Annotated in this window: 11 protein-coding genes; 6 read left to right on the top strand and 5 right to left on the bottom strand. The window is 58.0% G+C overall.

What is annotated here, in order from left to right; translation table 11 throughout:
* The first annotated feature begins 33 nt into the window (after nt 1–33).
* The gene (locus tag NA78x_RS27560) at nt 34–1,053 is read left to right on the top strand and encodes a tetratricopeptide repeat protein (RefSeq protein ID WP_425615588.1); all 1,020 of its coding nucleotides are present in this window, start codon (nt 34–36) and stop codon (nt 1,051–1,053) included.
* Nucleotides 1,054–1,107: 54 nt separating this feature from the next.
* Nucleotides 1,108–2,340: an MFS transporter gene (locus NA78x_RS27555; protein ID WP_425615587.1), complete on the top strand. Its 1,233-nt coding sequence runs from the start codon at nt 1,108–1,110 to the stop codon at nt 2,338–2,340.
* Here NA78x_RS27555 and NA78x_RS27550 read toward each other — a convergent pair.
* Nucleotides 2,294–2,893 carry a DNA-3-methyladenine glycosylase I gene (locus NA78x_RS27550; RefSeq protein WP_425615586.1) on the bottom strand — a complete coding sequence of 200 codons (600 nt, stop codon included), beginning with the start codon at nt 2,891–2,893 and terminating at the stop codon, nt 2,294–2,296. The genes NA78x_RS27555 and NA78x_RS27550 overlap by 47 nt on opposite strands.
* 135 nt (nt 2,894–3,028) lie before the next feature.
* On the opposite strand from NA78x_RS27550, the gene NA78x_RS27545 reads away from it, so the two are divergent.
* Nucleotides 3,029–4,306: a radical SAM/SPASM domain-containing protein gene (locus NA78x_RS27545; RefSeq protein ID WP_425615585.1), complete on the top strand. Its 1,278-nt coding sequence runs from the start codon at nt 3,029–3,031 to the stop codon at nt 4,304–4,306.
* A gap of 208 nt (nt 4,307–4,514) precedes the next feature.
* The gene (gene tnpA, locus NA78x_RS27540; protein ID WP_425615584.1) at nt 4,515–4,961 is read left to right on the top strand and encodes an IS200/IS605 family transposase; all 447 of its coding nucleotides are present in this window, start codon (nt 4,515–4,517) and stop codon (nt 4,959–4,961) included.
* A 167-nt stretch (nt 4,962–5,128) separates the two neighbouring features.
* Here tnpA and NA78x_RS27535 read toward each other — a convergent pair whose 3' ends face one another.
* The 4 genes from NA78x_RS27535 to NA78x_RS27520 form a co-directional block, all read right to left on the bottom strand.
* Nucleotides 5,129–5,641 carry a CBS domain-containing protein gene (locus NA78x_RS27535; RefSeq protein ID WP_425615583.1) on the bottom strand — a complete coding sequence of 171 codons (513 nt, stop codon included), beginning with the start codon at nt 5,639–5,641 and terminating at the stop codon, nt 5,129–5,131.
* A 51-nt stretch (nt 5,642–5,692) separates the two neighbouring features.
* Nucleotides 5,693–6,712: a 2-oxoacid:ferredoxin oxidoreductase subunit beta gene (locus NA78x_RS27530; RefSeq protein WP_425615582.1), complete on the bottom strand. Its 1,020-nt coding sequence runs from the start codon at nt 6,710–6,712 to the stop codon at nt 5,693–5,695.
* Nucleotides 6,713–6,777: 65 nt separating this feature from the next.
* Nucleotides 6,778–8,658, bottom strand: a complete 1,881-nt coding sequence (locus NA78x_RS27525) for a 2-oxoacid:acceptor oxidoreductase subunit alpha (RefSeq protein ID WP_425615581.1) — start codon at nt 8,656–8,658, stop codon at nt 6,778–6,780.
* Between the two features lie 191 nt (nt 8,659–8,849).
* Complete coding sequence (locus NA78x_RS27520; RefSeq protein ID WP_425615580.1) at nt 8,850–9,314, bottom strand: cyclic nucleotide-binding/CBS domain-containing protein; 465 nt, start codon at nt 9,312–9,314, stop codon at nt 8,850–8,852.
* A 524-nt stretch (nt 9,315–9,838) separates the two neighbouring features.
* Between NA78x_RS27520 and NA78x_RS27515 the strand changes: the two genes are divergently transcribed.
* Complete coding sequence (locus NA78x_RS27515; RefSeq protein WP_425615579.1) at nt 9,839–10,756, top strand: DUF1559 domain-containing protein; 918 nt, start codon at nt 9,839–9,841, stop codon at nt 10,754–10,756.
* Between the two features lie 176 nt (nt 10,757–10,932).
* Nucleotides 10,933–12,075, top strand: coding sequence for an LptF/LptG family permease (locus NA78x_RS27510; RefSeq protein ID WP_425615578.1), 1,143 nt, complete (start codon nt 10,933–10,935; stop codon nt 12,073–12,075).
* The last annotated feature ends 46 nt before the right edge of the window (nt 12,076–12,121 follow it).

The following is a 12,121-nucleotide window of genomic DNA, read 5'->3' as shown; positions in this document are numbered from 1 at the left end:
CCTGGTGCTCGACCTTTGATGGCTGATGAGAATATGACCGACCAACCAACCTTGCCGCCACCGGCCCGCCGCAGTGCCTTTGAAGATAAACCGGTCAAGCCTCGAAAAATCGGTGGCTCTTGGCTGGCGTGGGCGATTGTCTTGGTCTTGGGCGGCATCGTGCTGATTGTCGAAGCGCCGTACGAACTGGCCAAGTGGAAGTATGCCGCAGCGCTCGACGCGCGAGAGAAAGGGCAGGACGAACCGGCCTATCAGTACTTGAACGAGGCGATGGAACGGCTGCCGCAGAAGGCTGAGTATAAGCTTCGGCTGGCCGTGTGGAAGTTGGAAGACGGCGAGTACGAAGGAGCGCTGGCACTGTTTCAAGAGCTGATGGCCATCGAGCCCGAAAACCCCGTCTTGCTAATGATGCGCAGCCAGGCCTTTCAACACCTCAAGCGATATCCGGAAGCGATCGCCGATTTGAAAATGGTGAAGCGGATCAGCGAGGCCACCGGTCTGCCCGAACGTGCGGAAACGCTCAATACGCTGGCCTATGCTCGTGCCGTGGCCAAGTTGGAACTGGACGAGGCACTCGTCGACGCGCAGGAAGCCGTGAAGTTGGCCGGGGTGGACCTAACGCGGAAGAGTGGCATCTTGAGCGACCTGGTGACCAACAAGCGAGATACGAAGGAATACCACCAGGAGGTCGCCAAGGCGCGCATGAACGTGGCCAGCTATGTCGATACTCGGGGACTCGTGCAGCTGAACCTGGGGCTGGCCGAACAAGCCCGCGCCGACTTCGATCAGGCCATCAAGCTCGCTGTGTTGGCCAGCAAGGTCACCGAGGAACGGCCCCAGAGCAGCAAGGTCCCCGCACCCGAGAAGACAGAGAAGGTTCCTGCCAAGCCGGAGAAAACTCGCCAGCAGAAACTGATGGATCGGAATATGGCCGTCCTGTACTATCACCGCGGCTTGAGTCTGCAGAAGCTCGAGCGCGAAAAGGAAGCCGAGAGCGACTTCGCCAAAGCCACCGAGTTGTTGGGCCGCGAGCCCGACGAGAATTTGTTCTAATCGAGCTGTCCTGCCAAGACGCGAACGGAACTCACACCATGAGATGCATCGTCAATGGCAACGGACAAACCAGACTCTGCCCAACCAGTCACAACGGCTCGCGTCCTGCTGCTGGTGATCGCCTATCTGGGCTTCATTAGCCTCGGCTTGCCAGACGCAGTGACCGGCGTGGCGTGGCCGGCGGCGAATGGCATTCGCGATACCTTTCAGCTCTCGCAAGGGATGTTGGGTTGGGTCTCTGTCGCGCTGGGATGCTCGTACTTTCTTTCGAGCTTCTTTGCCGGCAAGTTGATGAACGCGCTGGGGGTGGGCCTGTTGCTGACAAGCAGCAGTCTGCTTGTGGCACTCGCGATGTTTGGGATTTCGGTCTCGCCGAGCTTCGTGCTGATCCTGGTTTGCATCGCGGTGTGGGGGCTCGGGTCCGGAGCCATCGATGCCGGATTGAATCACTACGCGGCCAGTCATTTCTCGCCCATGCATCTCAATTGGCTGCATGCCTGCTACAGCTTGGGGGCGACGCTCGGGCCGGTGGTAATGACGGTGGGCATGGCGTCGACCGGTTCGTGGCGGCCCGGCTATGCGATTGTCGCGGGAACAGTCCTCACCCTGACGCTGCTGTTTGGCCTTTCGATTCGAGCCTGGAATAGCGGGACTTCAAGTTCAACGGCAAGCGGAACGCCAGCAGTATCGATGGCAGCGACCTTGGGCAGATCGCTGGTGTGGCTGCAGATTGCGATCTTCTTTTTGTACACCGGCCTGGAGTTCATGATTGGCAATTGGAGCAAGACGATCCTCACCGAAGGGCGCGGAGTGTCGCCGACGTCCGCCGGTTTCGTGGTGGCTGCCTACTATGGCGCAATTGGTGTGGGGCGCGTGGTGTTGGGCACGTTGACCAACTGGGTCGGCGTCGATCGCCTGCTGCGGATCGCTACGCTGGTTTCCGTTGCCGGTGCTCTGCTGTTTGCGATCGCGCCGGGCTTGATCGGCAGCACTGCTGGGTTGGTGCTGATTGGACTCGGGCTCGCGCCGATCTTTCCCTGCTTGATGTCTCGCACGCCGGCGCGGCTGGGAACCAACTACGCCGCGCATGCGATTGGCTTTCAAGTGAGCGCGGCGACCTTCGGCGGAGCAGCGATTACCGCGAGCGGCGGTTTGCTGGCCGAGTATGTGAACTTATCGGCAGTGGGATACTTCGGCGTGCTGCTGGCGGTGATGATCTGGGCGCTGCACGAACTGCTGCTTAGCGTTTCGCCAGCTTCGTCACGGGCTGATGGCGGAAGCAAGTGACGAGATGGTCGTTGACCATGCCCGTGGCTTGCATGAAGGCGTAGCAGATTGTGGTGCCGATGAACTTGAAGCCGCGCTTCTTGAGCGCCTTGCTCATCGCATCGGATTGCTCGGTACGAGCCGGCACTTCACTCATGGCGGTGCGCTGGTTCTGTATCGGCTTGCCGTCGACAAACTGCCAGATAAACTTGTCGAACGAACCGAACTCCGCTTGCACCTGCAGGAACGCCTTGGCGTTGATCGCCGCCGAAGCGATCTTCAGGCGATTGCGGACGATGCCTGCGTTCTGCATCAGAGCCGCTTCCTGCTTGGCAGTGAACCTGGCGACTACCGCCGGATCGAACTGCTCGAATGCTTCGCGGTAGCTGTCTCGCTTTTTGAGGATGGTGGACCAACTGAGCCCCGCCTGGGCTCCTTCGAGCATCAGCAATTCGAACAGCAGTCGGTCGTCATGCACGGGCACGCCCCACTCGGCATCGTGATACTGCTGATCGAGTTCGCCTTTGGCCCAAGGGCAACGAGCCACTTCTTGCTTTGCGAGGAGTTTGGCCATGATTCTTGTCGCTTCAGAAAATGGATGCAGGACGTTGCTCCATCATAGCGACACGCGCGGCGCTGTCGCTGCCTGACGGTTCAGCTTATAATTCAAGCTCGGAACCTTGGCTCGAACTGGATCTGTGGTGAGACGATGTATGCTCGGATGGCGTGGCGCTTGCTACGCGAAACAGACAAACGCCTGCTGTGGAAGCTGGCCTGGAACTTTGGCTTCAAGGGCGTTCTGTCTGTCCAGAAGCACAAGGCTCGTCTGAAGCGAGGCGAGTTCTTCCCGCCGTTCTTGTACGTCTCGGTCATCAACAGTTGCAATCTTCGCTGTCAAGGTTGCTGGGTCGATGTGGCCGCCAAGCAATCGAAAATTGAAGTCGCCGCCATGGATCGGCTGATTACCGAAGCCAAGGCGATGGGCAATTCGTTCTTCGGCATTCTCGGTGGTGAGCCCTTCATGCACCCCGAGGTGCTGCAGATTTTTGCGAACCACCCGGACTGCTACTTTCAGGTCTTCACCAACGGGCACTTCATCACCGACGAGGTGGCCAAGGAACTGCGACGCTGCGGCAATGTGACTCCGCTGATCAGCGTCGAGGGGAATGAGATCGTCAGCGACGAACGGCGTGGCCGCGATCACGTCTACAGCAAGACGATGCAGGGCTTGCAGGCGTGTCTCGATAACAAAGTGATGGCTGGCGTCTGCACCAGTTTGTGTCAGACCAACTTCGATCTGCTCAGCGAGAAGTGGCTCGACCGACTGATTGAAATGGGTGTGATGTACACCTGGTTTCACATCTATCGGCCCGTCGGTCCGGATGCGAAGCCAGAACTGTCTCTCACGCCCGAGCAACAACTGCAGTGCCGCAAGTTTGTGGTGGAGATGCGGGCGAAAAAGCCGATCGTGATTGTCGATGCCTACTACGACGGCGAAGGTCGCGCGCTCTGCCCCGCGGCAACGGGCTTTACGCATCACGTCAGCCCGTGGGGCGATATCGAGCCTTGCCCGATCATTCAGTTCGCCAAAGAGACCATTTACGACGAACGGCCGCTGAAGCAGGTCTTTCAAGAGAGCGAGTTTCTTCGCGATTTTCGTCAGACCGCTGCTCAGCATACTCGCGGTTGCATCGTACTCGAACGTCCCGACTTGCTCGAGCAACTGGCCCAACGCCACGGCGCGCGAGACACTACCGCGCGGCACGCCGCAGTTGCTGAACTACAATCGATGGACCTTCGTCCGAGTCAGTACAACCCCGGCGCCGAAGTGAAGGAAAAGTCCTGGGCCTATCGACTCGCCAAGTACTTCTTCTTCAACGACTACGGCACCTACGGCAAGCACTTCGACGAGAAGAAGTGGATCGACGTCCGGCAGGAAACGCCACCGGCAAGGCCAGCAGCGAAGCTGATGAAGATCGGGGAGTAATTCCGTGGAATTGCCCACGGTACGTTTCCCCGATGATCCCGCAGGGATCTCAGCCATTAGCCCCGGGTCGCGCAGCGCACCCGGGGTTGGGAAACCACGACACGTACCGACCCCAGCGGGGTCGCAGCATGCGAATTTTTGACATCGCATTCACCATCGCACACAATTCCGCGAAGGACATCTTCAAGTCATTTCGCGAGTTCCTGCCATGGCCTCCACCTATCTGAGCCTGCACTATCACCTCATCTTCGCCACGAAGAACCGCGAACCAACGATCGACATCGAATGGCAATCCCGATTGCATGAATACCTCGGCGGTACCATCCAAGGCCTCGGTGGATTCTCACAAGGTGTCGGAGGTATCGCCGATCATGTACACATGCTGGTGGGACTGAAGTCGACGCACTGTCTGGCAAATGTGATGCGTGAATTGAAGAAGGCAGCATCCGAATGGGTTCATGACGCAATTGGAAAACGCTCGTTCGCGTGGCAGGAAGGTTACGCGGCAATCACGGTGAGTCCAAGCGGCCGAGGCGGTGTGAAATCGTACATTGCCAATCAAGAAGAGCATCATCGGCAGCGCTCATCGCGGGATGAGTTGCTGGAACTACTGCGGCTCGCCGAAATTGAATACGATCCGACTTACTTCGAATGAACAACGGTGCTGCGACCCCTGCGGGGTCGGGGTGTTCGAACATTCTCGCCTACCCCGGGTGCGCTGCGCGACCCGGGGCTAATGGCTGAGATCCCTTCGGGATTAAGACAAGAAACTATCGCCTTCGGTAACAAGCAATCACTCTTCGAATGCGTCCGGCCCAGCAATTACTCAGCGAGGGTGCGGGTGAGATACCGCAGCATTTCGCGGATGGAAAAGATGCCGACGGGGCGGCCTTGTTCGTTCAGGATGGGAACATGGCGATAGCCGCCGAGGTCCATGCGATGAAGGGCGAACGCTACCTTGGCTGTGACCGGCAGCGATTGCACATTCTTGGTCATGTACAGGCTGACAGGCTTCTCGGCACTGCCGACGAGGTCTTCGCCAACCTTCAGCAGCACGTCGCGCTCGGTGAAGATGCCGGCCACCTCGCCCTTGTCGACGACCAGTAAGCAGCCAATGTTGTTGAGGGCCATCAACCGAATGGCCTCGCGAACTGGGAGCGTGGGCGAGATAAGGAGCGGTCGTCGCCCCTCAAAGAGTGAAACGCGGTCGGTCAGCAAAGCCAACTCAACCGCGTTTTCTGGTTCCGGTAAGGAAGTATCGTCGAGGGGGAGGCCACATTCATCGCAGTGATCAGCCCCTTCGATGACCGGATGATCGCAGTAAGGACATTCCATGCGGGAGAAACCCTGTTGTTGCCTTACCCATGGTGAAACTAGTCGTAGTGACTAGCCGACGGTCCAGGTTTCGCCGCTGTTGAACAGAGCGTCGAGGTCGCCGGGGCCCTTCTTTTCGCGGGCCAGGTCGACTTGCTTGTTCAATTCAACGTCGTACTTGGGATGGTCCACCGCGCGGAACACGCCAATCGGCTCAGGGAATTCTGGATGACGCATCCGGCTGAGCAGATAAGCGAGCGTTGGCTCGGGGGCTTTCTCGTCGTGGAACAGCAAGTCATCTTCGCTGATTCCCTTGCCAAGTTCAACCACTTCGGGCTCGGTGCCATTCAGGCGGATGCCCTTATTCTTGTTAACACCGAAGATCAGCGGCTTGCCATGCTCGAGTTCGACCGTGGTGTCGAGCTTCGAGGCCTTGTCGGTGGCATAGTTGAATGCACCATCGTTGAAGATGTTGCAGTTTTGGTAGATCTCGACGAAGGCGGTGCCCTTGTGCTCGGCAGCCCGCTTCAGCACTTCACCCAGGTGCTTGATGTTCACGTCGATCGAGCGAGCGACGAAGGTGGCTTCGGCGCCGATGGCGACCGACAGCGGATTGAGTGGGTTATCGATCACGCCCATCGGTGCGCTCTTGTTGATCTTGCCGAGCGGCGACGTGGGCGAGTACTGGCCCTTGGTGAGACCGTAAATCCGATTGTTGAATAGCAGGATCTTGAGGTCGACGTTACGACGCATCAAGTGCAGGAAGTGATTGCCGCCGATCGACAGGCCGTCACCGTCGCCGGTTACCACCCACACTTGCAGGTCGGGACGCACGCACTTCAAACCCGTGGCGATGGCAGGAGCACGGCCGTGAATGCTGTGCATGCCGTACGTGTTCATATAGTAGGGAAAGCGGCTGGAGCAGCCGATGCCCGAAATGAAGACGATCTTTTCGCGGGGGACGCCGAGTTGTGGCATCACCTTTTTCATCTGGGCGAGAATCGAGTAGTCGCCGCAGCCTGGGCACCAGCGGACGTCTTGGTCACTGGCAAAATCGGCGGCAGTCAGAGTCGGGGCAATGTCGTTGGCCATAGCAGCTATTTCATCCGGAACAATTGTTTGTGCGGTCGTGAATCGAGTCAGTGCGTGAGCGGAAACTACTTCGGCATCACTCGCTTGATTTCGCCGATGAGTTCGGCAATGGCGAAGGGACGACCCTTCACCTTGTTAAAGCCGATGGCATCGACCAAGTATTTGGAACGAATGAAGGTTCGCAGCTGACCCATGTTCAATTCGGGGATCAGCACCTGCTTGAAGTTCTTCAGAATGTCACCGAGGTTCTTCGGGAACGGATTGAGCCAGCGCAGATGTGCGTGCGACACTTTCAGGCCTTCAGCCTGGCAAGCTTCGACCGCAGTACGGCAAGCGCCGTAAGTGCCGCCCCAGCTGAGTACCAGCACGTCGCCGGTGGCTGGTCCTTCGACCTCTTGGTCTTCAATCTCCAGCATGACGTTTTCCACCTTTTGAGCGCGGGTGTTGGTCATGTGCTGGTGATTGTCAGGCTCGTAGTTGACGTTGCCGGTCACGTCTTGCTTTTCGAGGCCACCGATGCGGTGCATCAAACCCTTGGTGCCTGGAATTGCCCAGGGACGCGAGAGGTAATTGTCACGCTTGTAAGGCAGGTACTTGCTGCCGTCGGTTTGCTCGGGAGCATGGGTGACGGGGATCTTCTTCAGGTTCTTCATTTCGGGAATGAGCCAAGGCTCGCTACCGTTGGCGATGTAACCGTCCGAAAGGATCATCACGGGAACCATGAAGCGAGTCGAGATGCGCCAAGCTTCTTGAGCGACATAGAAGCAGTCGCCCGGACCACGAGCGGCAATGACCGGCATCGGGCATTCGCCGTTGCGACCGACAATCGCTTGGAACAGGTCGGCTTGTTCGGTCTTCGTCGGCAAGCCCGTGCTGGGGCCACCGCGCTGAATGTTGATGATCAGCAGCGGGATTTCGAGCATCACAGCCAGGCCGATGGCTTCACCCTTGAGGGCAATGCCGGGACCGCTGGAGGTGGTGATCGCCATGGCACCGCCGTAAGCAGCGCCGATGGCCGACGTGATGGCCGCGATTTCGTCTTCGGCCTGGAAGGTTCGCACGCCCATGTTCTTGAACTTGGCCAGTTCGTGCAAAATATCGCTGGCGGGGGTGATTGGGTAAGAACCGAGGAACAGCTCTTTGCCGCTCAGCTTGGCGGCGGTCATCAGGCCCCAGGCCATGGCCGTGTTGCCGTTGATGTCGCGGTAGTTGCCCGGTGGCAAGTGAGCTGGGTCGATCTTGTAATTGCTGACGAAGGCGTCAGTCGTTTCGCCGTAGTTCCAACCCGCTTGCAGGGCCTTGGTATTGGCTTCGATGATCTGCGGCTTGTTGCCGAACTTGGCTTGCAAGAAGCGGATCGTGGCGTCCATGTCGCGGCCGTACAGCCAGTACACGAGACCCAGCGCGAAGAAGTTTTTGCAGCGGTCGATTTCTTTGGTCGACATACCCGCAGCTTTGAGCTCCTTTAGGGCCGTTTCGACGATCTTCGTCATCGGCACCTTGAACAGCTGGTACTGGTCTTCCAGCACCTGCGAGTTCAGCGGGTTTTCGGTGTCGCCGGCCAGTTCGAGATCTTTCTTCTCGAAGCCGTCCGAGTTGCAAATCAGGATGCCACCCTTGCGCAGGTCGCTCAGGTTGGTCTTGAGAGCGGCGGGATTCATCACCACCAGGGCGTCGAGTTGATCGCCGGGGGTGAAGATGTCTTCGCTCGAAAAGTGAACTTGGAAGGCGCTAACACCAGCCAGCGTCCCCTTGGGGGCGCGGATTTCGGCCGGGTAGTCGGGGAAGGTGGCGATGTCGTTGCCGAGCAGAGCCGTGGTGCGCGTGAACTGATCGCCCGTGATCTGCATACCGTCACCGGAGTCACCGGCAAAGCGAATCGTGGCGCTGGGGATCTTGGTCGTCTGCTTGTGCGACTGCACTACTGGCTCGATCGTGGTAGACATGGCTGGCAATTAGCCCCTTCTCGAAAAACTCGTCAAAATGTGTATTGGAGGAACGATCTCAGGCAGTTTCTTAAGCACAGAGTATCGAAGTAATATCGGCCGTTTCAGGTCTTGGACTAAGGCGGGAAATGCTGGGTGGAATGTCGCTAACTGGCGGACGTGAGTGGGAAGATGCCGAGCAGGATAGGTTGTTACGCCCCTTCCCGCTCCGCTGTCTTGTGGTGCGGTGCGGGGGGAAGTGTATAAACGACCTTGGGAAAATGCTGCACCAAGTAGTGCAGAATTCCCGTAGCGTTCAAGACACCTTGGATGCGGCCAGCCGCATCGACGACCGGCAATTGGCGGAAGCCGCGACCTGCCATCAAAGTGATTGCCGTTGCTAGCGAATCTTGGGGCTGCAGAGCGACTGGATCCCGCACCATGATCGAACTGACGCTGGCACTCAGGTTACCTTCCGAGGCTAGGTAACGAACCAGATCTCGCTCGGTGCACAGGCCCAGCAGCTTTTCGTCCCGGCAGATCATCGCGGCACCCGTTTGGGCTTCGCGAAGGAGGCGGAGCACGCTGCGGATACTATCGTCCGGCGCAGCGCAAACGGCGGGCGAAGGCGAGGCTTGCTCGACCGTATCGGTCTCAAGATGCAGTTGAAAATCCACGTCTCAACCCGACCATTCAGGGTGGCAGCGAATCTGCAGTTAATACATTCGTGATAAACTGCGCCGCCGCGCTAACCCACAAGGTAAGCCTACCACCCTGTCCCAGCTGCGACAAGAGACAGATCTTGTCGCCTAGGAAAATTACGGGGAAGTCACCGAGGGGCGGATTCGGGATTCAACAAGAAATGTCCTTAACTTGCTTGCGAATCTCTACTCCGCTGCAGCAGATTCTTCATCAACACAATTCGTGCAAACCGGTGGATTTTCTCTGAAAACAGTTGCAATCGGCAACCCGATTTGCCTACCATGCCGTTCGCACGCGAATCATTTCTCTGACGGCTGTTTCCGTTGCCGTTTTCACGCGGCAGCAGTGAAGCAAAAATCAGACGGGCACCCTTTCGAGTGCGACCTTTTCTCGCTCTTGTCTAATCGCTGGCTCTTTCAAAACTCAGCTGGTTCAACGAGTTCTTCGTTGGAAATAGTTTCGTCGAATCTCCGTTTCTCTCCCGGAGGCCGATATGAGGATGTCGCTGCGCAGGAATGGCTTCACGCTCGTGGAGCTGCTGGTGGTGATTGCGATTATTGGGGTGCTCGTCGCGCTGCTGTTGCCTGCGGTTCAAGCCGCACGCGAAGCTGCCCGGCGAATGAGTTGCGGTAGCAATTTGCGGCAGGTAGGCATTGCCCTGCAAAACTACCACGATACCCACGGCTACTTTCCGCCCCGCTCGTTCACCAATCCCGGCCGTAACTGGATGCTGGTGATTCTGCCCTACATCGAAGGACGAGCCATTTACGAAAAGTACGATCAAACGAAGCCCTTCGGCAATGCGGCGAACCAGGTTGCCGTTAACTCGCCCGTGAAGGTCTACACGTGTCCCTCGTCGCCGGGCGGCATCACGCGCAAGGTAAACGTCGGCGGCAATCGCACGGCTACGGTTTCCGACTACGGTATCTGTCATATCGTTTCGAATGACGCTTACAACGTCAACAATGTGCCCAGGCCACCGGCACGCCAGGGGATTATGTCAGAAGAAGACGTTGGTATTCGCATCGCCGAGGTTCAAGACGGCACCTCGAACACGATCATCGTGCTCGAAGATGCCGGTCGCCCGCAGTTCTGGGTTCGCCGCAAGAAGGGGCCGGACGATATCAACTTCGACCCCTGTGGCAAAGCCGATGTGGCCGGTGGCGTCGTAAAGGGAGCTGCCTGGGCCGATCCGGCTGGCGAGTTCACCCTGCACAGCTATGCCAACGACGGGCTCTCGTGCCCCGGTCCCTGCATCATGAACTGTTCGAACAACAACGAGGCCTACTCGTTTCACCCGGGCGGTATTAACGTGGCGTTTGCCGACGGCAGCGTGCGGCTGCTAAGCGAATCGCTCAAACAGGCCACCTACTTCGCCATGATTACACGTGCGGGCGGTGAAGTTATCAGCGAGTAGTCACCGTAGTCATCTCGCTCCGCCGAGATGAATCATCTTGCGGAGCAAGATGCCTACGGTAAGGCGGCAAGGGTACTCAGCTAGCACGCCGATTCGTCTTGACGCAGAGCCAGCAGAAATCCTAAGGTGCGCAGTTGCCTCGCTAAGACGGTGGGGCCGCTGAGAAGGATCTCTGCATGACCACGCTAATTGACCGCTACGTACTGGGCCTCTATTTGAAGGCCCTAATCATGTCGTTTCTGGTGATGGCGGGCATGTACATGCTCGTCGATGTCTTCGCCAACCTCGAAGAACACGTAGCCAATTCAGCTGGCTATCAGTTCTGGATCGTCGGCCTGCTCACCGATTACTACGGCCCGCGCCTGCTGTGGGTCTTCGACAAAACGGCTGGCATCCTCGCCGCGAGTGCCGCCATCTTCGCTGTCACGTGGCTGCAGAGCACGCAGGAACTGACCGCGATGCTCGCCGCCGGCATCTCTCCCGCGCGTGTCCTGCGCCCCATTTTGTTCTGCACGATCTTGATTGCCCTCCTAGGCGTGGCCAATCGCGAAATTTGGTTACCGTCGTTCCGTTCACAACTGGCTCGCAACGCGCAAGATTGGAAAGGGGATAAAGAAAAGAACTGCACGCCCCAGTTTGATCCCCGCACCGACGTGCTCATTTCCGGTAAGAAGACCGTGGGCAAAGAAAAGAAGATCGAGGCTCCTTATTTTCGCCTGCTCTCGCCCGAGTTCGCCACCTGGGGGCGACAAGTAACCGCCGACTCAGCCTTTTACTTGCCTGCCGAAAATGAGCGTCCCGCCGGCTACTTGCTCGCTGGTGTGAAGCAGCCCACGAACCTGGCGAATCTCAGCTCGCTCAGCATCAATGGCGAACCGGTGCTGCTCAGCCCGCGCGATAACAGTTGGCTCAAGCCCGACGAATGCTTTGTGGTGAGCGTGGTCACGTTCGAACAGTTTTCGCTCGGTTCGGGCTGGCGACAGAATCTCTCGACGCAAGAACTGATCTCCGGACTGAAGAACCGATCGTTGCAATCGGGGGCCGACATTCTGGTGACCATGCACGGTCGCTTTGTCAAACCGCTCCTCGATATCGTGCTCGTTTTCCTCGGATTGCCGCTGGTATTAGGCCGCGCCAGCCGTAATATTTTCGTAGCAGGCGGAGTTTGCCTCGGGCTGATGGGCGCATTTTTTATCGTGTCGCTCATTTGCCAGGGGTTAGGAAACAACTTCCTGCTGCGACCCACACTCGCAGCGTGGATGCCCCTGATGATCTTCGCCCCGATTGCGTTCACGGTGGCTCGTCCGCTGTGGGACTGATGAAAGTTTGGAGTTTGGAGTTTGAAGTTCGAAGTTGGGGAGCAAA

It is taken from the genome of Anatilimnocola aquadivae, assembly GCF_049819085.1.
Lineage (GTDB): Bacteria > Planctomycetota > Planctomycetia > Pirellulales > Pirellulaceae > Anatilimnocola.
This window is presented reverse-complemented; position numbering and strand designations above follow the sequence as displayed.